This window comes from Nocardia sp. NPDC050435, from assembly GCF_040655395.1.
GTDB lineage: Bacteria > Actinomycetota > Actinomycetes > Mycobacteriales > Mycobacteriaceae > Nocardia.
Window position 1 is genome coordinate 175,147 of the sequence record NZ_JBFAJW010000003.1, and the last position, 19,936, is coordinate 195,082.

Genomic DNA, 19,936 nt, shown 5'->3' on the forward strand with positions numbered 1-19,936 from the left:
GAGGCTCAGTGCTCCCCGCGCAGCGGGGATGAGCCCAGCGTCCACGGGTGCGCGTAGTCGGCGGGCAGGTGCTCCCCGCGCAGCGGGGATGAGCCCTGCTCACCCACGACGACCCGCACGAGAAGATCGTGCTCCCCGCGCAGCGGGGATGAGCCCTCGGCGACGACGACGCGACCATGTGGGAAGTGGTGCTCCCCGCGCAGCGGGGATGAGCCCCGCAGATTGGAAGGAATCGAGAATCTATGAACGTGCTCCCCGCGCAGCGGGGATGAGCCCGCACCGGCCGGCGTCTGGGCTGGTCGATGGACGTGCTCCCCGCGCAGCGGGGATGAGCCGTCCTCACCGGCGGCGAGCGTGCACGCCAGTTCTGTGCTCCCCGCGCAGCGGGGATGAGCCCGCAAGCCGAGGACAACGTGGCGCTGATGTATGGTGCTCCCCGCGCAGCGGGGATGAGCCCGGCGGCACCAGCGGAACCGGCAGCGCCAGCAAGTGCTCCCCGCGCAGCGGGGATGAGCCCTCCGGTAGCGCCGCGACGAACCCGCTGATCGGGTGCTCCCCGCGCAGCGGGGATGAGCCCAACTCCAGCGGAGGACACAGCGGAAACCGTTCGTGCTCCCCGCGCAGCGGGGATGAGCCCGCGAGCTACCCGAATTCGCCGATGGTGATCACGTGCTCCCCGCGCAGCGGGGATGAGCCGCTCGGCCTTGCGGCGCTCGCCGGGCGTCACGTGTGCTCCCCGCGCAGCGGGGATGAGCCCTCCGGGAGCGCCCGCCAGGGACCACGGGTGGTGTGCTCCTCGCGCAGCGGGGATGAGCCCCCAGGCCTACTACCGCTTCCAGCACATCGGATGTGCTCCCCGCGCGTCGGGGATGAGCCGAACCTTGCTGCCGCTGTCGTCGCGGGCGCGAAGTGCTCCCCGCGCAGCGGGGATGAGCCCGGCGCTGGGAGGCGTGGAGTTCGAAATCCGGTGTGCTCCCCGCGCAGCGGGGATGAGACCGTCGCGGTGCCATCGGTCACAGTGAGCGAAATGCGCTCACCGCGCAGCGGGGATGAGCCCCGCTTGCGGCGACACCCGGGCGACACCCGGCGAGCGCTCCCCGCGAAGCGGCGGCCGTCGCTGGTGTCGAAATTCGCGCTCGTCCCGGCTGCAACACGCGCCGAAGTCGTGTCAGATTTCGCGCTCAGAGCCGCTGGCTGCCTTGAACCGCTTGTGGGTTGCGAAATCTCCTGTTTACCAGAGCTTCCCGCCCCACGAGCGGGGTACCGAGGTCGTGATCGACGAGTGGGAGGTCGATCGGGAATGAGCACCGTCGACCGGCCGCCCAGGTGACGACATGCCGCGGGGACGCAAAACTGTTCGCTGCAGTGTGCCAGCTGTTCATTCCGTTCGGAGGGGCGCTGGTTGCGGACCCCGTTGCGGCAGTGCTGCGTGTGAAAGCGGGTGTGGCTCACCTGTCAGTACCGATAACGCTTCGGCGACCTCGTACAGCGAGGCGCGGACGTAGGTGTAGGTTGCGCCGATGTTTCCGCCGGTGTCGGTGTGGCCCGCGAACTCTCTGGCGACCGCGTATCCGAAGTGGCGTTCGACCCAGGTCAGGGTGGTGTATCGCAGCCAGTGTGCGGTGACTTGCTGGGTGGCGACCCACGGTAGGTGTCGGCCGATGCGTGTCCAGATGTAGTCGTATCGGCGTCCGGTGATGGCCCGGCCGTTGCGGTACCGCAATAGTTGATCGTCCGGTCCGGCGCCGCGCTCGCGGTGGGTGAGCAAATTCTGCATGAGCGTGGGCGAAACGGGCTGCCAGCGGATGGTCTCGCCCTTCTCGCGTAGGCGAACCAGGCACTGCTCGGCGTCGAGATCATCTGGTCGAAGTGCCAAAGCACCCCCTCGCCGGCACGCGGTTTCCAGGTGGAGTCGGTTGATCAAAGTATCGAGCTCGGTGTCGTTGCCGGTCGTCGTGGTGACGTGGTTGATCGCCTTGAGTTGAAGGTCTGTCAGGGCCCTCCGTGAGTTCGGAAGCCGTCGGGGCTTTTCGACTCCGTCGGCGGGATTGTTTGTGGTCGGGAGATAGCCGTCTGCGCCGGCACAGCGATACAGGTAGCGCAGCGCACCGAGCATATGTTCGGCGGCGGAGCGGCCTCCCCGAGAGTTGCGTCGTGTGATCGCCTGCCTACGTGTGTCTTCGACGAGTTGTCTGATCTCGAGCGCGGAGGGGTCGGTGATCTTTCGTTCGGCCCAGGCATTTTCGATCCTGCGCCAGTACGAGCTGTACGTGCGCAAGGTGCCGTCCTTGACCGTCCGCCGGACCTTGGGGATGTACTCACCGAAGGTGGGAGGTCTCGATTCACCCGTGCGCGGACCCAGGAGGTCCTCGGCGCTGATTCCGAGGCGAGCGAGCAGGACTCGGGCGACCTCGATATCCTGCCCGGTCACCGCGGGCTCTCCGGGGCCGATTCGAGAAGCTGGAGCGCGCGGGCGAGCGTGTCGGCTGTGTAGATGGCCAGGCAGTCCTGATCGTGATCCGCGATGACCAACAGGCGATCCCCGGTGCTGATTCCGACAATCCTCCGGAGGTGGGTCGGTAGCCGCAGGAACCCCGTTTTGCCGATGCGGAACCGACCCGATTGGGCGGGCGATACTCGGATGAGGTGAGCGGCGATCGAGAATGAATAATTCTGCCCAGTAGCCCATTTCAACGACGCGAGGCAGGACCTGTTGGTGAGCCGACCGCCATCGTCAATCGCCGCGACCGCGAGGTGAATATGCGTACGACTACGGGCCGCGGATAGGTTTCGTGGCAGGGGCAGGCCCCCACCCGAGAGCGGGTCACACCTTCCGATCACGATCGGCACCCGATGCCTCGGCGGGACGACGAACAGGACTGGGCCCGATGCCTAGCGACGGATTGTTCTCCGACCCTCCCCGCAGGCCTGTCACTCCCCGCGCATGTGGCCCCTAGAGAAGCGAGTACGGCGCCGAATGAGTTGGTTAACAGAGAAACTGATCGTTCGGTAGGAAGGGTTGCGATGCTGCTACGCAACGAGGAGCGTCCGAGATGCATACGAGGCTGCCTTACCGCCGATCCGCAGTCGATCCCCGAGGACGATGCTCCCATCATAGTAGATAACGCGTCGACGGCCTCCGCTACCGACGCCCATTGTGAGACCTGCTAATAGATTGATGCCCGATAATGACAGTTATCGTGACCCCTCGGCATGTTTTCCCCGGTGGCACACGGTTTTTCGGTTACGCTCACGCGGAGAACCCTGGTCGGGCCGCCGCGGCGGCCGGAGCCGGGAGGATTCGCCGCAGCACAGGACAACAGCACCTCCGGGATCGGCCGTCACGTGACGGCACGGCGGTGGGGGGCACCGAGGGGATGCACCGATGACCGACCGAGCCGACGACCCGTTCGCGGAGTACACGATGTTCCAGAACGAATTCCCGGATCCGGAGCGCCTGGCCAAACCCTGGCCGCGCAGCGTCCCGGCGCCAGGGCGGGGGAGTAGCCGATGACCGACCGGACCGCCACCGGCAGGCCGGACCCGGATCGGCGCCCGGTCAACGGCTTCGGACGCCGCCCTGATCGGCCTCCGGCCGCGGGGCGCGACCGCGACACGGTGATCGACGGCCTGCTCGCGAGTTCCCTGTCGATCTCCGCGACCGTGACCGCCCTACGTGTCTGGGCCGCCGCCGACGGCGAGGGCGCACCCACGCCCGCCGAGCGCGCCGCGAGCGCCCGGCGCGGGCTGGGCGAACTCGACGCAGAGATCGCCCGGCTGAGCCGGGTACGCGAGGCCCTGGCCGCTGACGTGGCCGAGGCGGGGCAGCAGCAGCGATGACGGCCTCGGAGCTGTCCACGAAACACCTCGGGAGCCCGTAGCGCCATCGCCGGTGCCCTGTTTCCTCGCGGCCGGTGCCATCGCCGGCCGCGTAACCCGTCCACCACCAGGAGAACTCCGCAGATGACCGACATCGCGTCCATGCCCACCGACGAACTGCGCCGCCGGCTCGACCTCGCCGACAACCGCTACCACCGCGCCGCGATCGGTCTGCTCGACTTCGCCGGCCTGCTCGACCGCCGCGACATCCGCGCTCACCTCGACCTCGACACCACCGGCGATCAGGCGGCGTTGTGGGTGAACTGGCGCGCCCTCGGCGCCGACACCGGACTGAGCGCGATGGGCGGCACGCAGCTGCGGTTGCTGCGACTGGCGGTGAGCATCGCCTGCGGAATCCCGGTCGACCTGCGCGAGAGTCTGTCCGGACTCGGTCACCAGCACGCCCGCGCGGTCCTGACCGCCGTCGCCGAGGCGATGGACATCGGCGAGGACGTCCAGATCACCGACAGCCCTGCCTATTCCGCGCGCAAACGTGCCGACGACGAGGCCATCGCGGCCCTGCTGGCCGGACGGGGAGCCGAGTAACCGTGCGCCGCCCCGCCGATCCGTCGCCCATCCCGGCCGACGCCGACCGCGCCGCGCGACTGGCCACCGGGCCGCGCCGGTGACCAGCCCCGCGTCCCCGCCGGCGAGCCCGGCCCCCGAGCCGCACCTGCACCTGGCCACCGAATCGACCGCCACCGCCGCCGCCCAAGACGCCCTGGTCGCCAAGTACCGCGCGGCCGCTCGTGCGGACAACACCCTGCGCGCCTACAACACGGCGTGGCATCGGTTCGAAAACTGGTGCGCCGCAAATAGTTACAACGCCTCGCCCGCCGAGCCGGTGACCGTGCTGCGCTACCTCGCCGAGGCGGCCGACGCGGGGACCGTGGCGAACACCCTCGGAGTGTGGCGAGCCGCGATCGCGCACCGCCACCTCACCCTCGGGTGGCCGGACCCGACCGCCGACGCCTCGGTCAGGGAAGTGATGGCCGGTGTCCGGGATTCCGAATCCGAGGCCGGAATCGAGGAGAAGCGGGCCACCGAGGCGACCGCCGAGATGATCCGGAGCATGGCACTCACCGCGCACGAATCCGCCGAGACCTGGAAACAGCAGGTCGCCGCACGCCGCGACATCGCGGTGATGGTGGCGCTCTACGCCGGTGGCGGCCGACGGCGCAGCGAGATCGCCAAGCTGACCGTCGAGGACCTGACCGTGGTCGACGACGACCCCGACCACTCACCGCTGCTGTCGATCCGGTTGCGCGGCGGCAAAACCCATCGCGGCAGCATCGAGTACGTCTACCGCCCGCGCGGCACCGGCGATCCGCTGGTGTGCCTGTGGTGCGCGCTGGCGCGCTGGCTGGCCGTGGTCGAGGCCAGCGACCGTGCCGTGGCTCGCGCCCGCACCCATGGCGCCGGTTCGCGGGCGGTCACCAGCGCGGCCTCGTCCGCGGTGCAGAAGCTGCTCGCGACCGAGACCGACCCGCACGTCCACTGCTGTGAGGGGGACTGGATCCGCGGCAACCCGAAGGCCCCCGTGCTGCGTCCGCTGGACCACACCGGGCTACCCGACCCCGATCGCGGCCTGGCCGGACAGTCCGTCGGCTCCGTCATGGAAAAGCGTGCCGCCGCCGCAGGATTCGACGACATCACCGGGCACAGCGCCCGCGCCGGCCTCGTCGGAGACCTGCGCGCGAAGAAGGTCCCGTTCGAGGACATCATGGCCTTGACCGGCCACAAGACCCTGTCCTCGCTCCTGCGCTACGACCGGCGCGCACAACGGCGCAGCGGGGAGATCGACACCGGCCTGTGACCCCGCGGCCGGGACTTCGAGTCCCGGGCCCGAAGCTCAGCGGGTGTTCTCGCCCTTCGGTCTCGGCTTCTTCTTCGTGGCGTTCTTCCTGGCCGGGGCGCGGTCGGGTGCCGCTGCCGGGGCAGCGGCCTTCTTCTTCGGCTTCGCCGGCGTGGCGTCGCCAGGGCTCGGCATTTGGACAGGATGCGGCGCGATCTCGAGGCGCTCGTAGGAGTCCGGGGGAACGCTGAACCCGGCAAAGGACTGCCGGATGGCTTCGGTCGTAGCGATATCGGAGAGGCCGGTGAGCAGCGACGGGCCTGTATCGACACCGGAGAACGCCTTGCCCAAGAACGCGCCCGTATCGATTCCCTTGACTGCCTGCGTGAAGAACGAGGTTGTGTCCATCCCGCCGAATATCGTTCGGTTGTCGATTCCGGCGAGCGCAGACAGGCCCCACGCGACGTCGACGCCGGTAGGGAGCGCCGCGACGGCGCGCTCGACCGTCGCGTCCGGCGGCGACGGCGCTGCGGCCTTGCCGACACGGCCCGCTTCGTCGACGGCGGCATCGCTGACCTCGGCCGCCAGGTGCGCTTTCGCCAAGGCGAGGAAGGTCGGGGGATCGATCAGGTGGAAGGCGCATCCGGCGAGCGTCTTCATCTCCCGGACCAGTTCCACGCGGGGCATGACGTAGCCGTCGTCGATGAAGACCCAGTCCTCTTTGGTTTCGTTGGTGATCAGCAGCACCGGCAGATTCCGGTCCCGGGCTTCGTTGATCGTCTGCTTCCACAGCAGGTAATCCCCGGCGGCGCGGTCGCCGGGCTTTTTGTCGCGGTAGCCCGGCGGGATATGGCCTGCCCATCGAATGCTGTGCTCTTGGTGGGCCTTCGCGGCGTCCTTGTCGGTGAAGGGCGCGCCGGTCTTGGCGTCGAACAGTGCGCAGATCCGAGCCAGAATCGGGTCGTCATCCGGGTGGGTGCCCGGCGCGATCGCCGCGGCGCCCACCGTTCCCTCGATCTCGCACACGATCGGGTCCAGCGCCTCGAGAACGCCGTCGTGTACGGCAGTGGCCGCGGTGCGGCCGTCGACGCCGTGGCTGCGCGCGGTATCGGCGACGACCTTCATTAGCGCTTCGATCGGCGCCGCAGCGCGGGCGGTGATCGTGGCGCGGACGCTTTGCCGTTCCGCGATCACGCGAGCGCGGTTGTCGTAGAACTCCTCGCCCACCCGGTTCGGGATCCAGAGCCGCTCACCCAGCAGGTTCAGGGCGGCGAAGTACGCCTCGCGGGTGGCGTCGGTGAACCGGTACAGATCCAGCACCGCGTTGGTGTCGAGCACGACCAGGCCCTCGGTGACGAAGTGGCGCAGTTCGTCCTCGGTGGGCGGGAAGTAGGCGGCGAATCCGGTTCGGAACGTGGAGGTTTCGGCGGCGTTCGCCGCCTTCTTGGCACGAGGTGTCCTCGACATTCGCTCAAGCCTACGACCGCGCCCACCGTCACTGACAGCAAGGGCTGCCATAGCCGGGCTTCGGCTATCGCATTGGTGGTGGTGCGACCTCAGACGGTGTGGGCGCCTCGTACGTCGGGCTGGTGCGTAGGGCGAAAAACTGACTGCCGATTTCATGGATCCCGCAACCTCGGCGTCAGGCACGCACCAGAATCGGCTGATGCACGTCAGTCTCGTTGTCGCTCTCGTGTCACTGGCAGGTGTCGCCCTCGGCACCGGGTTCTCGTTCATGCTCCACCGGCAGACCCTACGCTCGACGCTGGAGCTCGAGGACAGACGGCAGCATCAACAGCGTCTGGAAGCACGGCGTCTCGAGAGCATCGCTGCGATCGAAAAGTTCCTAATCAGCGCTCAGGATGCTGAGCGTGTGGCTGTCAACTGCCACGACAACGGCGAGAGTGGACTCAAGTGGCGTAAAGCCGCTGACCGGGCGACTGACGGCCTCTGGATCGGTCAGAAGAGAATCGAGGTGCTGTGTAGTCGCGAGTTGCACAGGGCGGCAGAAGCTTTTGCAAGTGCTTCAGCGGATGCAATCTGGAAGAAGCCGCCGAACGTGAAGGTGTGGGACTTCCTGCAGCCGGCTCGCGTGCGATTTCTGCAGGCCGCTCACTCCGAACTTCGAGAAGACGGAGCACCACCACACCCCTGAGTACGGCACCAGTTCAATCGTCTGTCATTGCCGTAGGTCCAGGGCCGGTCTGAAGAAATCGTGTAATCGGCGTTACAGCGCGCCAGCGTCTATCTGAGGCAGGCGCATGGAACGACAGAACGCGCTGTCGGCCGACCAAGGCAAGATCACCTTCCGTGAGTTACGACCTGAGAATTTGGGAAGGCGACCAGCCACGCACCGACGAAGTTCGCGGCGTGATGGACCGGTTCGCTGATGAATCCGAGCGCCGACTTCTCGCGGGAGAGCCGCCCGAGCCGCCCAGTCCGAAGATCGCGGAGTTCGTGCAGGCCCTGCTCCGCCGCTGGCCCGACTGCGGTGAGGAGGGCAGTCCCTGGTCGCGGGGCGGAACAGGCGACGCGGAAGGCTCTCGCCTGTATGTCTATATCCAATGGGGCAGGGAGGCCGAGGTTTCGGAGTTCGTCGCCGGGCTGGCCAAGGTCTACGGACTCAACTGCTACGACTGCCAAACGGGCCGGTTGCGGCCGTAATCGGGTGTCGGAGCCGATGTCTCGGCTGTAGCGATGATCGTGCTGTTGACCGTGAGCGCCGCCGCCGTATGCGCGGCGGGGTGCGCGCTGGCGTGGTCCTACCGGTATCCGCGCCGCTATCGCGCGGCGTTGCAGCAGGATTGGGATCTGATCCGCCGCCTGCCGCCAACACGGCGCGCCGAGCGTCACGATGTCGCCGCGTCGATCAACGCTCGCATGGGCCGCCTCGCCGAGGCCGATCGGGTCGCGGCCGCTGTGCGGCGGGCGGCGGCCGCCGGCTGGCTGGCCACGGCGGGGGTCCTGTTCCTCACCCTCGTGCTGCGATGACCTGTACAGGACCGCTGCGACGAGCCAGCGCGTGGCGAGACCGCAGCCGCCGCCGTGCCGCCCGAATCGCTGCGCAATGCGTGCATCGCGTGCAGATCGGCCGACCGTGCACACCCGCCACGGGCCCGAATACGGTGTCGCGGCGTGTGCGCAGCTCGGCATCGCGCGCTGGTGTGCACCGCCTCGACGGCGGGGGAGCGTGGCAATGATGCACGACGAGCACCTCGACCTCGAGGACGAGCTGGCCTTCCTCGACCGGATCGAACGCGCCGTCGCGGGCCTGAAACCCGAACATCAGCGCGAGGTCTGGCAGTTCGCGGCGTGGGCGGCCGCGGCCGGGCGGCCCGTGCTGCCGACCGATGCCGCGACCACCCTGGCCTACCTCGACGCCTACCCCGGCACGCTCGAGACCCAGCGCGGGCGGGTCACCGCGCTCAACGCCGTGCACGCCGCCCGCAAGCTCCCCGAGCCCGGGACCGCGGAATCGGTGCGGCGCGTACTGAATCCGGGCCACCCCGCCCGCGCGGCCACCGCCACACGCCCGGCCCTGCCCGCCCGCGAGCCCCGCGCGGTGCGCCTGGCGCGCATGTACGCCCACGCCGACGACGTGATCTCCCGTTTCCCGGTCACCGGCTGGCTGACCGCGCTGGGCGGGCGCCGGGACGCGGTGATCCTTCTGCTGGCCGCGGGCGGCATGTCGTGGGCCGAGATCGCCGGGCTGCGCCAAGGCGAGGTCACCGTCACCGCCGAAGCCGTCACGATCGGGGCGTTGCCGATGCTGGAGTTGCCCGCGACCGGGCAGCCCGCCAGCTGCCCGGTCGCGGTGTTCTCCCGCTGGAGCGCGGTGCTCGTGCACGCACCCGCGGCCGCTGGCCACATTGTGCTGCAACAACTCCTCACCGCCCCCGAGGCCGAGCTGCCCGGCGCGCCGCTGTCCCCGCCAGGCAGCTATGCAGACCAGCCGCTGCTGTGCGACTTCGACATCAACGGCCTGGCGCTCGGGTTCATCGGCGAGCTGGATCCGCTGCCGCGCACCGAGATCGCCGCGATCGTGGCCGGACACATGCTCGCCCAGCCCGAGCCCGGTGACGGCCCGGATCTGCCCGCCGACAGCTACGAACGCGGGATCGCCGCGCGCTGGCGCACGAAAGAGATCGGTGACGACATCGAAGCGCTCTGGGAGCGATTCGACGCCCTGGCAGCGCAATACGGGGTGTAACCGATGCTGGTCGACCGGCGGGGTCGACCAGCATCATGTCGTTCATCGCGCCGAGTTGGCCTCGGGATCGGCGTCGAGCAGCTGGGTCGCCAGCCAGCGGCCGAAGATCCGGCGACGGCGTCCGGCGAGGGCGAAGAAGCTCAGTGCGGCGCCCGTCCCGGCGCCGATGAGCACGCCGGCGGCCCAGAGGCCGGTGGGCACGTCAGCATGGCCGGTCACCACGAGCACGCCCGCGAACAGCACGGCGCTGACCGTCAATCCCAGGGTCAACACCACCACCGACCATGCCGATATGAGTGCCGGCGGTGGTACGGCCGATGCTGCGCGTGCCGCTTTCGCCGTCGGGCAGTGCTCGCAGAGCGCACTGCTCGGTGTTGCCGGATTCTTGCGGTGTGCCACCAAATCCGAGGTGGGCTGGGGGAACATAGGGGTAGGGCTCCCTTCGTCGGGGTCCTCAAGGTCCAGGTGGGGCCAGCGCCGTGCCGGTCAAAGTTCGGATGCTGGCCCCCCTGGGCGATCGCAGTCGGATCGCAAGGCAGATTCTGCGGTGGGGATAATTCCAGCGCAACCTGTGATAACTCATTTGAGCAGCGGATATAGTTATCCCGCACCGTGATCGGTTATCACACCCCAGGGCGGTCAAAGGGTCGATATCGATCGCACGTCCAAGTGATGACGATCCGATGGGAACGCCGTTGGAAAAGCCATTGGGAAAGCCCGTGGGGCGACCCAGGATTACGCCCGTCCAAGGCAAGATGTCAGACGAGAAGTACGCGCTGGTCTGCGCTTTGACCGGGCTACTCAACGCGACCGAACTGACCAACGTTCAGGTCATCGACGCCACAGGATTGGACATGTCGGCGCAAGCCTTCTCGCGGCACGTCCACGGGAAGAACGGGCCGAGTGATCGAGTCGTGCACGCGATCCTGGAGGCGGCCAGGAGTCGGCCCGGTTTCGACGACACCGTCATCGGGCGGGACTTCCCTGCCTTGCGCAGGTTCCTCGATGACACCACCGTCGTGCTGCACCGGGAAACCCCGGAGCAGAAGGCGCGAAAGGTGCTGATCCACCGCACCATGCCCGCCTTGGCCCAAGCCGAAGAGTACTGGGCGGTCGCCATGTTGGGGGAGGCGTTCGGCAACCGCGACAACGAGATCGCGGACATCATGACCCAGATCGCCGCCTGGGATGCCGAGGCATGTGCGGCTCTGCTGGTGGCATTCACGCGGGTTCACGGCGACGACAGGGCGGCCACGGTTCGCGAGCTGATCACCGAACAGGATTCGCCGCTGGACAGCGATCTTCGCGCCAGAGAGGACGAGCTGACCGAGATCGCTCTCGCGGGCGAGGCAGCCATGGCGCGCCGCGGTGAAACAGCGATGAAAGCGCGTACCAGAAATGCTCTTCCTGGGGCACACGACCATCAAGCTGTCGCACGGGTCGCGGCGTTGGTCCGCCACGGCCGGATGTCCGAAGCGCTGCGGGCATGGTGGCGATGGGACAGCGCCGAACCCGCTCTTTCTCCCTCAGCGAATTTGGCGCGCGTGCTGCGGGCCATCATGCTCATCGAGTGGGATGGCTCTTTGATGGCCGCGGGTCTGGTCGATGCGGCGATCGGCAAGGATCTGGAGACGACCGCCGAGGCCGTGCTGGCGGACTGGTTGCCCAACAACATTATTCCCGAATCGGAGGAGTACCGGCGGTTCCTGCGCGGGGTACGCCCTGAGACATTCCTGTGTCTGGCCACAAGCCTGCTGAAATGGCAGAAGCTGGATCGAACACATCCCGACCGGCCGATCCGCGACACCGTCGACCCGGCAGCGTTCTTCCGAGCCGCCGACCATCAACAGGTGGTGTGGCTGATCCGCCAGTACCACTCGGTCAAGACACTCGATGCCGAGCTGGCCCGCTACATCGATGTCGAACGGGCTGTGCGCACCCTGGCCACGGGAAGCCTGGAGGACGCTGCCGCATTCGTCGCTCGTGTCCTGCACGGGTTGTGTTTGCGGCAAGCTTTGCCCGCACAGACCTCTTCGTCGCACGCGCCGCCTCAGGACCAGCACTTCATCTGCGGTGTGGCGAGGGCGCTGTGCGCCGATTACCTCCTGATCGCCGCAGTTCTCGGTCGCGCGACCGGGAAATGCCACAACGTCTCCGCCGAGCTCCTGTGGCACCGGCTGCTGGGGGCGACTTCCGCCGAAGATCCTTCACTCGGCCTGATCGGCATGATTTTGGACCTCAACGGCTCTCGGCCGATCGCGGGATTGTCGGTGGGAAAACCTACCTGGGATGGAGCGTTGGCTCCGTCGCTGCCCGATTGTTTCGCGGCGCTGTTGTGGCGCTTGGAAGACCGTGGCCCGCTCGTGTCCCGGGCTGTACACGTGTGCCCGATGTTCACCGCCTACGCGCTGGTAGCGCTTCTGCGCTACAACATCCCGGTCCAAGCCTCCGCCCAGCTCGTGATCCGTCACACCAGCGATGCCATGCGGCTCGATGCCGTGACCGTGCTCGAGCACATGAGTGCGATCTGTAGCCGATTCTCTTTGCAGGCGGTCCAGCACCAGGCACGCGTGCTGGCCCGCGCCGCCGAATGCCTCCGGGACGGCCACCGCGCCAATGCAATGATGATGCTGGAGGTACCGGTCTTGGAGCTCAGCTCAGGGCCTGGGCAATTCTGAGCGGTTTCTCCCGTCTCATCCGCAGCCGGCGTGCGGCAGGATTGATTGCTCTACGCGGTCGCGATGCGCTCCGCGAGTCGTTCGGCCGCCTCCGCCCACTCGATGCGCCGCGCGATGAGATGAGAGTCAGGCTGCTCGTCCCTGGCTTCGTTCTCGGCCTCCCACCGCGAGTGGTGGGCATAGTCGCGCAGGGCGTCGGTGAGCACGAAATCCAGGTGAGGTTCGGTCGGGTCGTCGAGGTCGATGGTGATGTGCCGGTGTTTCTGGCTCTCGATCGCGGCGAGAACGGTGGTCAGCCGGTCGCGCACTCCGGCGAGTTCGGTGCGGATGTCGATCGCCTTGAGCGACTCGACGCCGATGACGAACGCGCCGGCGCCCTGGCGGGTTTCGATCAGTCCCTCCTCCGCGAGAAGCTGGTGGGCTGTGCGCACGGTCCCGGGGCTGTGCACGTCGTATTGCTGCTGAAGTTCGCTGATGCTGGGCAGTTTCGCGCCGATCGGGAACTCCCCGGATTGGATCCGTGCCCGGAGGCGATCGGCGAGGTCGTGGTACTGAGCCATACCCCCAGCATAACCCTACTTGGCAGAACAAGTAATGACAAGTGCTGCAAAGTTGTTCACCACGACCGCAGGCTATTCATCGGAGGACGTCGTACGCGGCTTGCGCGTGTTGATCCAGCTCCATGGCCGTCGCGCCGGCGTCCCCGCAGCGGTTCCGCCCTCCTCGATCCCACGAGCAACCCTGTTCAGCAAGGCCGCTGGTCGTTTGCGGAAGATGGTGGATGCGGTGGCGAAATCCGACCGGCGAACCGCGTCCATGCCGGCCTGGAACGCGATGCCCGCCTGCCCCTCGTGAGAGTATTTGTCGGTGCTGCCCAGCCAAACGAACTCCAGCATCCGCTCGTGGACAGCCAGTGAGGGCAGCAGCGTCTCGGCGACGGGAGCCGACTCCGCGATGACCTCGATCCATGTCTGGAGGGTTTGCTGGTGCTTGGGATCGGCCGCCTCGGTCGCAGAAAAGACCACCTCGGCGACCCTCGCCCGGAGATCCGGATTCACGGCGGTGACGAGTATCGCCAGGGGTTCGGCCGCCCTGGCCGGCGCCGATAGCGACCAGCTGCTGACCATGCCCCGCGCCAATGCCTCGATTGCCGACAAGTGCCACGTCTCGGCTGCGGCTTCGAAGACTTGCCGGGGCGCAGACCGCATGAACACGATCAGTCTGAAGAGAAGGTCGTCGCGCTGGTCGTCATACCAGTGCTTTTCGGTTTGGAGGAAGGCGCGCAGGATGAAGGCCGCGACCGCGGCGGGCTCGTCGGTGGCAATCTGACGCAGGCGGCTGCCGTCGGTGGCGAGCAGGACGTCGGCGATGTGGTCGAAGGCGCAGAAGCTGTGCTCGTCGAGGCCTGCGGGATCGAGCAGGGGAATCGCCACGCTGAGCTGTTCGCGCGCGGCGGCAGTAAGGAAGTCGACGAGGTCGGCACGGCCGGCGGGCCGGCTCACCCTGTCTCGGGTGCTGAATCGACACAGCAGAGTGTCGAAGACCGGCGGTTCCAGGCCCGTGATCAGCTTTTTGTGCAGCCCGACCGTTCCGGTGGCGCGCGCGTCGACCAGCAGCGCGGAGTAGATGACATGCAGGAGCGGTCCGTTGCCGCTGTAATCCACGCGTTCGTCATCGGGCAGAACCGGTGACCCCGGCGCCGCGCTCACCGCCGAGTTCAGGATCGCCAATGCCCGGTCGTACCTTAAGAATCCCTGCGCCGACCGGATGATCCCGTAGAGAACAGCCAAGGCGACAGAGCCATCATCAGGCGTTTGTCCGGCGATACGGAAAAACTCGTGACGCGCTTGATCGACGTCACCTCGTGCGATCAACGCCGACAGGCGCCGGCCCACCAGTTCGGGCCCCCGGTCGAAGTCTTCCATGTCCCTGCGATGCTCGGCGTTCCATAACGGCTCCTCCAAGCGTCGATAATGGGTGGTGTCGGACTCGCGCATTCCTCGGTCGGGAAATCCGTCGGGTTCCCCGATGAGGGCCGTCGCGGCTTCGGGGCCGTGAAGTTCCTCGGTCGCACGCATCAGCGCCGCGGCCCCTCCGATGTCGCGGAAGCACAGATATCTGAAGGCGGCCTCGCGTGCCTCGGGGGTGAGGAACGTGCCGTGCAGCGCGATCGCGGCCGCGTGCTCGCGGCCCTCGATGATCTGCGCCCACAACCAGCCGACCTTCTCCATGAACTGCTCTTCGCGTTCGTCATCGAAGGAGGCTTCCATCGCAGGAGCCGCGACCGCTGGCGCGTACCGGGCCAGCACCGGGTACTCGGCGTAGAGGACGCTCGGATCCACTGCCAGCTCGCCGGCGACGACCTCGAGCAGCGCCGTGACGAGTTCCGGGGATGGGCTTTCCCTGCCTTGGCCGAGCAGGCGCCGGGACAACGTGGTCTTGGAGATGGGCAGCCCCGAGCGGGCCAGCACTTCCAGATTCGTGAGCTTGCTGCGCTCGAGCACATCGATCACCGCGTCGCAGATGTCGGCGATCCGGGCCGGGACCTGCGTGCGGTCGGGGCGTTTACGCGATGCGGGCACATCGTCCTTCGGGCGGTATTCGGCTGGTCGCATCGATACCGTAATCCCTCAACACAACCCGGGGGCGGGATTATCGGATCCGTTGCGGGATAACCTGTTCCCGCAGGTCAAGCGATAATCCCGGGCTTGCGGGACAAAAATCCCAGTCCACAGTCGATCTCACGGCCCCAGCGTGGGGACGTACCGGGCAGACCGCGCCGCAACTTTCCACGGCGACGACGCGAGTCCGCCCGGGTCTCGGCCGACTGAAAGGGCCTCCAACCATGGTCGCGCATCATCCGACCCCACCGAAAGACCCGGCACCCGGGCCCTCACCGCGTATACCGTGGCTCGACGACAGCGGGCCCACGCCGGCGCCGGATCTCGGCACAGGCCTTGGCCCCTCGGCGCTCACCGCGTTCCGGCGCGCGGTCGAGCGGCGGCTGCACTGGGCCGCCGAGGCCGCCGTGCTCAACGCGATCGCCTCCCGGTTCGCGCCGTGGGAGGTGATCGCCGAGCCCGCGTCCTCCGGCGTCATGCCGCTCGTCGCGGCCGCCGGGGTCTGCACGGGCTGGAAGATCCTGGTCTCGATCCCGCACGGTTACCGGTGGCTGCGCGCGCACCGCCCGTTCCAGGTGGAGGTGCGGCTGAGTTTCGGTCGCCGACAGCAAGATTGAGCACCGGACCGGCCGGAACTGTCAGCATTCACCTGACACCATCCGGTTGTCAGGCATGTCCTGACACCATGACGACGGCGGATATCTGGACGGTCTCCCTGCCCGGCGCGCCCTACTCGCGCCGGGCCCTGGCCGGGCAGGTTTTGCGCTACGGAAGGATGACTGCTTTCCGGGGGCGACGATGTCGAGTGCGGGCACGAAACGATTGACGCCACAACAGGAACGGTCCGCCGGTACGCTCCCGGAATGGCCGCCGCCGCACAGGACCCGCCTCTGTTGAATCATCCCATCATCGTCGAAATGTACGCCGCCTACAGAATCGCGACCGTCAGACTGATGATCGGCGCGCTGACCGCGGCCGCGGGCGCGGTCTTCAGCGCCGTTGTCTTATGGCATGTCGAACGGACCCGCGACCTCAGCGATGTCAGCCTTCTCGTCCTGCTGACCTTCCTCGCGCTCTGCTTGGGCATCGTCATCTTCGGCACCTACCAGCTGCTCGCCGTGCGGATACGCTTCAAAGCCGAACGCGCCAAAGTTCTCTACAACCTCGATCGCTGGGGCGAGGACTGGCAGCCGGATGAGAACGAGCAGAGCCTCCGGCAGAAAGAATGGCGGGAGCGCAGGGCGCGTGAAGGCAAATTCGGGCCGACCCGACAGCGCCCACTGTCGAGTTTCGGGCTGGAGGAGGCGGTCGAGCCGCGCACGTCCGAGCCAGGCAGGGGTGAATGATGGCCGTAGAGCCCTCACCAGACCCCACCGACGAGCACACGGACGCTCTTCGCCGCCAAGTCGAGGAGATGGTCACTGAAGCCCTGCGGGCCAACCAAGACCCCGATGTCAGGAACCTGCCCGCCGCTCGCCCACAACAGGAACCCGCCCCGGAGCCTCAGCCCGCACCGAGGACTGACCGCAATGCCAAGGCCACGCTCGTTTCCGGCGTGCTCACCAGTCTCTGCACGCTGATCGCAGGCAGTTTCATCTTCTTCAAGTCCGACCCCGCGCCGCCCGCTCCCGCACCGGTCACGAATTGCCAGCAGCAACAGATCGACGCGCTGAAGAATCAGCGTGAGAACCCGGGCATCCTCTTCCGATACAACGGGCCCAGCGAAGAACAGTGCAACCTGAACCGCATCACCGAGCAGGAGAGAGAGCGGCTGAAAGACACCCCGCCGCAGGGCCGCCCGCCGAACTGACCGGCCGTCGCTGGATCCATGGCGTGATGTCGCCGGGTCGTGGGCGCACCGGGATTCTTGCCGGGTTCCTCTGGCGCGGTGCCCGCGCCGCTGGCTGTGGCACCGGCGGCCCGTCGCGGGCCTGAGCCTGGCGAATCTGCCTCCACCGCTGCGAATACCACCCGCCCTGTGGCAACGTCCGCCGGGCGGCCATTGGCGTACAAGTCAGGAGAACATCGCGATGCTGGACCTGGACGCTCTCCTGCGTGAGGGCGCGACACTGACCGTGGCCTACGGCCCCGGTGAACGGGGTGCGTGTAACGAAGACGGCTTCGTCGTCGCTGAGCCCTACGACGGCATTTACTACGCTGTCGTGCTCGACCAGGACGGACTTCGGATCGCGGGCGGAAGCGGGCGTTCGGGCGGCGAGGCGGTTGCGGCGTTGCGGCCCGAGCGCGTCGCGGCTGCCGGCGCGCTGCCCGACGATCCACCGTTCTGAGCCCGGCACCCCGTACGGCTCAGAACGTGGAGCACCTGGACTCGGCCGCGCGGGCGATGACGCGTCGATCGAAGGAGAGGCCGATGTCCGAGCCCGCACGGTGGTTGACCGAGACCGAGGCGGCCGCCTGGGCCGGGCATCGCCGTGTGACGGCGCGATGTGTCGGTCCACTGGGCGCTTGGATGACGACGAAGCCGCGCGAGCGTGACAAGCAGCGCCGCAGCCATCCCTCGCAGTAGTTCGCGGAGATGAAAGTGCGGTCGCCGTCGTCCGGGGCGCTGCTGCTCGAGGCGCGCAAGTCGTTGGTGCTCGATTCGCGTAAGCCGCTGGATCGTCTCCCAGGTCGCTTCCCAAAGCCGCCGCGTTTCGTCGAGCGACCGCGCGACCTGCAACAGCTGCCGCAGCTGGTCAGGAGTGAGGTCTTCCGGTCGCACGTCGCCATGTCTACACGACAGCCTCGGTGGGGTGGTATTCAGTTCGCCCGCTGCCCTCAACTCTGCGGATCAAGCACTCTACTTCCGCACGAGCACCTTCCAGGCCTCCACCGCCAGTCACCAGGCGAGCGCTTCGACCATGTCGGCATCGTCTTTGCTCAGCGCGTCGAGCGCCGCGCCGAGCGCGTGCACCCGAGAGGAAATCTCCTCGTCTTGATCTCCATCGAGCCGGGCGGCGGCGATCATCGCCCGCACCTGGTTCTCGGTGGTCCCGAACAGTCCGGCGGTACTCGCGAACGACTCTGGGCCGGTCGGGCCCTGCGTGCGTCGCCGGCGCGTCCTACACCCCGTGGTGGACCGGAAGTTTCATTACGCTCGTGCTCGTGCCCATCTCGCAGAGGTGTGCCGCGTCCTGATCGTCCGTCGCCTTCGCTGCTCGTAGCCGCGTCCTTGAGGGGGGTTACTCATCTTTGAACAAATGTCATCGAGAGCTTTTTCATCTCAGTTCGAGTGAGTTGGACGCCGTGCCCGCGTCGTATCAGCCGGGGATTCCGGCAGGCGGGGTATGCGGACACTGGGTGTCGGCCAGGGGATGGGGCTCGCGGGTCATCACAGCCAGCGCGGCGGCGACCTCCTGGATATCGGCCTTCACATACGTGCCGGTGGTGCCGGCCGCTCTGCCGTGCTGATGGCCGGCGAATCTGCGGGCTACCGCGTAGCCGAACGTCCGCTCCACCCAGGTCAGCGTCGTGTGCCGGAGCCAGTGCATGGAGACGCGTTGGGCGGCAGCCCAAGCAATCTCGCCGCGCACCCGCGACCAGATGTAGTCGTAGCGCCGCCCGGTGATCGGCGTCCCGTCGCGGTAGCGCAGCAGTTGATCGAACCGTGGGCTGTGACGCTGCTCGGCGTGCTGGACGAGGTGGCGCATCACGGTGGGCGACACCGGTTGCCAGCGGTCTGTGCCGCCCTTTTCCCGCAGATGAACGAGGCATTGTTCGGTGTCGAGATCGGCCGGGCGGAGTGCGAGTGCTCCGCCTCGGCGACAGGCGGTTTCGATATGGAGCCGGAGGAGGAGGCTGTCCAGCTCCGGGTCGTTGCCGGTGGTCGCGACAACGGTGCAGATTTCGGCCAGTCGCGGAGCGGAAATCGCGTACCTCTGTGAGCTCTGGCGGGCCGGTACCGGGGTCCGGCGCGCCGGGTTGTCGCCCGGCCGGATCCAGCCGTTGATCTCGGCGTACCGGTAGAGGCAGCGCACCGCCGAGACGAAATGCTCGACCGCGTAAGAGGTTCCGTGGCGGGTGGCGCGGTTCGTGCGCGCGGTGTCGTGGACCTGTCGCGCCAGCGCGGCGAGCTCGGGCTGGGTGACCTCGTCGAGCCGGCGGTCGGGCAATACCCTGAGCAGACGGGCGAAGGCGGCGTTGTAGGTGCGGGCGGTTCCCGGACTCAGGGTCTTACGGACTTGCGGGATGACCTCGGCGAAGGTCGGTGCCGTGCTGTGCGCGACCAGGTCGGCCGGCGATATCCCCATCCGGGAGAGCAGAACCCGCGCGGCGGCGAGCGTCTCGGCGGCGGTGTGCGGTGTCGTCATGGCCGGCGCTCCAGCGAACGCAGGCTGGGGGTGAACAACTCGTCCAGGGCGGCGGGAGGGTGGATGGCCAGCCGCTGACCCGAGCGGCGCCCCACCAGCAAGACGCGATCACCGATGGACAGACCGACTCGGCGCCGCTGCCGGAACGGCACGCGCAGCGAGCGCCGCGGGCCGAGCACCGTGGGGCCATCGGCAGAGGGCCGCACGAGGAGCAGGCCGTCGTCGGGCTCGACGAGCAGTGGCAGGCCAGGACTCCACCCCAGCTGCGAGAGCAGAACCCTGGCCAGGATCCGGCCGCCGTCGCCGACGGTGCACATGCCGTAGACGATGTCGGGGTCGGCGTGACGGGTGATGCGCGGTGTCGAGGTGGGGCCGTGCTGCAGCAACTCCTGCCAGGGAGCCTGCGGAGGAATGAGCGGCTCGATCATCGCGACCACCGCCGC

The 19,936-nt window shown here is 67.8% G+C and carries 22 protein-coding genes and 1 CRISPR repeat array (1 of these 23 cut by a window edge); of the genes, 14 read left to right on the top strand and 8 right to left on the bottom strand.

The window, feature by feature from the left end; translation table 11 throughout:
• Positions 1-1,118: direct repeats of the CRISPR family, unit length 27 nt; unit sequence GTGCTCCCCGCGCAGCGGGGATGAGCC; it begins 1,251 nt to the left of the window's first position.
• Between the two features lie 260 nt (positions 1,119-1,378).
• Complete coding sequence (locus AB0I43_RS09235) at positions 1,379-2,431, bottom strand: site-specific integrase (RefSeq protein WP_357431639.1); 1,053 nt, start codon at positions 2,429-2,431, stop codon at positions 1,379-1,381.
• 954 nt (positions 2,432-3,385) lie between these two features.
• Between AB0I43_RS09235 and AB0I43_RS09240 the strand changes: the two genes are divergently transcribed.
• From AB0I43_RS09240 to AB0I43_RS09255, 4 genes are all read left to right on the top strand, one after another.
• Positions 3,386-3,514 (top strand): hypothetical protein, encoded by a 129-nt coding sequence (locus AB0I43_RS09240; protein WP_357431641.1) that lies wholly within the window; start codon positions 3,386-3,388, stop codon positions 3,512-3,514.
• On the top strand, positions 3,511-3,840 hold the full coding sequence (locus AB0I43_RS09245) for a hypothetical protein (protein ID WP_357431643.1): 330 nt from the start codon (positions 3,511-3,513) through the stop codon (positions 3,838-3,840). The genes AB0I43_RS09240 and AB0I43_RS09245 overlap by 4 nt, the downstream gene beginning before the upstream one ends.
• A gap of 123 nt (positions 3,841-3,963) precedes the next feature.
• A complete protein-coding gene (locus tag AB0I43_RS09250; RefSeq protein WP_357431645.1) occupies positions 3,964-4,425 on the top strand; it encodes a hypothetical protein in 462 nt (153 codons plus the stop codon).
• A 79-nt stretch (positions 4,426-4,504) separates the two neighbouring features.
• Positions 4,505-5,695, top strand: a complete 1,191-nt coding sequence (locus AB0I43_RS09255; protein ID WP_357431647.1) for a hypothetical protein — start codon at positions 4,505-4,507, stop codon at positions 5,693-5,695.
• A gap of 36 nt (positions 5,696-5,731) precedes the next feature.
• Here the strand turns inward: AB0I43_RS09255 and AB0I43_RS09260 are convergent, their stop codons facing one another.
• Positions 5,732-7,012, bottom strand: coding sequence for a PIN-like domain-containing protein (locus tag AB0I43_RS09260; RefSeq protein WP_357431649.1), 1,281 nt, complete (start codon positions 7,010-7,012; stop codon positions 5,732-5,734).
• 328 nt (positions 7,013-7,340) lie between these two features.
• Between AB0I43_RS09260 and AB0I43_RS09265 the strand changes: the two genes are divergently transcribed.
• From AB0I43_RS09265 to AB0I43_RS09280, 4 genes are all read left to right on the top strand, one after another.
• Positions 7,341-7,829, top strand: coding sequence for a hypothetical protein (locus AB0I43_RS09265; protein WP_357431651.1), 489 nt, complete (start codon positions 7,341-7,343; stop codon positions 7,827-7,829).
• Between the two features lie 155 nt (positions 7,830-7,984).
• Positions 7,985-8,338, top strand: coding sequence for a hypothetical protein (locus AB0I43_RS09270; RefSeq protein ID WP_357431653.1), 354 nt, complete (start codon positions 7,985-7,987; stop codon positions 8,336-8,338).
• A gap of 33 nt (positions 8,339-8,371) precedes the next feature.
• On the top strand, positions 8,372-8,665 hold the full coding sequence (locus tag AB0I43_RS09275) for a hypothetical protein (RefSeq protein WP_357431655.1): 294 nt from the start codon (positions 8,372-8,374) through the stop codon (positions 8,663-8,665).
• 205 nt (positions 8,666-8,870) lie between these two features.
• The gene (locus AB0I43_RS09280) at positions 8,871-9,884 is read left to right on the top strand and encodes a hypothetical protein (RefSeq protein WP_357431657.1); all 1,014 of its coding nucleotides are present in this window, start codon (positions 8,871-8,873) and stop codon (positions 9,882-9,884) included.
• A gap of 42 nt (positions 9,885-9,926) precedes the next feature.
• On the opposite strand, the gene AB0I43_RS09285 is transcribed toward AB0I43_RS09280, so the two are convergent.
• The gene (locus AB0I43_RS09285; protein ID WP_357431659.1) at positions 9,927-10,163 is read right to left on the bottom strand and encodes a hypothetical protein; all 237 of its coding nucleotides are present in this window, start codon (positions 10,161-10,163) and stop codon (positions 9,927-9,929) included.
• A gap of 476 nt (positions 10,164-10,639) precedes the next feature.
• Between AB0I43_RS09285 and AB0I43_RS09290 the strand changes: the two genes are divergently transcribed.
• A complete protein-coding gene (locus AB0I43_RS09290; RefSeq protein ID WP_357431661.1) occupies positions 10,640-12,562 on the top strand; it encodes a hypothetical protein in 1,923 nt (640 codons plus the stop codon).
• 50 nt (positions 12,563-12,612) lie between these two features.
• On the opposite strand, the gene AB0I43_RS09295 is transcribed toward AB0I43_RS09290, so the two are convergent.
• Positions 12,613-13,122 carry a winged helix-turn-helix domain-containing protein gene (locus tag AB0I43_RS09295; protein WP_357431663.1) on the bottom strand — a complete coding sequence of 170 codons (510 nt, stop codon included), beginning with the start codon at positions 13,120-13,122 and terminating at the stop codon, positions 12,613-12,615.
• 72 nt (positions 13,123-13,194) lie between these two features.
• The gene (locus tag AB0I43_RS09300; protein WP_357431665.1) at positions 13,195-15,177 is read right to left on the bottom strand and encodes a hypothetical protein; all 1,983 of its coding nucleotides are present in this window, start codon (positions 15,175-15,177) and stop codon (positions 13,195-13,197) included.
• Between the two features lie 230 nt (positions 15,178-15,407).
• Between AB0I43_RS09300 and AB0I43_RS09305 the strand changes: the two genes are divergently transcribed.
• The 5 genes from AB0I43_RS09305 (at position 15,408) to AB0I43_RS09325 (ending at position 17,710) form a co-directional block, all read left to right on the top strand.
• A complete protein-coding gene (locus tag AB0I43_RS09305) occupies positions 15,408-15,800 on the top strand; it encodes a hypothetical protein (RefSeq protein WP_357431667.1) in 393 nt (130 codons plus the stop codon).
• Positions 15,801-16,046: 246 nt separating this feature from the next.
• Complete coding sequence (locus tag AB0I43_RS09310) at positions 16,047-16,529, top strand: hypothetical protein (protein WP_357431669.1); 483 nt, start codon at positions 16,047-16,049, stop codon at positions 16,527-16,529.
• Complete coding sequence (locus tag AB0I43_RS09315; protein WP_357431671.1) at positions 16,526-16,993, top strand: hypothetical protein; 468 nt, start codon at positions 16,526-16,528, stop codon at positions 16,991-16,993. The genes AB0I43_RS09310 and AB0I43_RS09315 overlap by 4 nt, the downstream gene beginning before the upstream one ends.
• 220 nt (positions 16,994-17,213) lie before the next feature.
• A complete protein-coding gene (locus AB0I43_RS09320) occupies positions 17,214-17,471 on the top strand; it encodes a hypothetical protein (RefSeq protein ID WP_357431673.1) in 258 nt (85 codons plus the stop codon).
• 83 nt (positions 17,472-17,554) lie between these two features.
• Positions 17,555-17,710, top strand: coding sequence for a hypothetical protein (locus AB0I43_RS09325; protein WP_357431675.1), 156 nt, complete (start codon positions 17,555-17,557; stop codon positions 17,708-17,710).
• 312 nt (positions 17,711-18,022) lie between these two features.
• Here AB0I43_RS09325 and AB0I43_RS09330 read toward each other — a convergent pair whose 3' ends face one another.
• The 3 genes from AB0I43_RS09330 to AB0I43_RS09340 all read right to left on the bottom strand — a co-directional run bounded on the left by AB0I43_RS09330 (position 18,023) and on the right by AB0I43_RS09340 (position 19,921).
• A complete protein-coding gene (locus tag AB0I43_RS09330; protein ID WP_357431677.1) occupies positions 18,023-18,151 on the bottom strand; it encodes a hypothetical protein in 129 nt (42 codons plus the stop codon).
• Between the two features lie 292 nt (positions 18,152-18,443).
• Positions 18,444-19,493 (bottom strand): site-specific integrase, encoded by a 1,050-nt coding sequence (locus AB0I43_RS09335; protein ID WP_357431679.1) that lies wholly within the window; start codon positions 19,491-19,493, stop codon positions 18,444-18,446.
• Complete coding sequence (locus AB0I43_RS09340; RefSeq protein ID WP_357431681.1) at positions 19,490-19,921, bottom strand: hypothetical protein; 432 nt, start codon at positions 19,919-19,921, stop codon at positions 19,490-19,492. The genes AB0I43_RS09335 and AB0I43_RS09340 overlap by 4 nt, the downstream gene beginning before the upstream one ends.
• Positions 19,922-19,936: the final 15 nt, after the last annotated feature.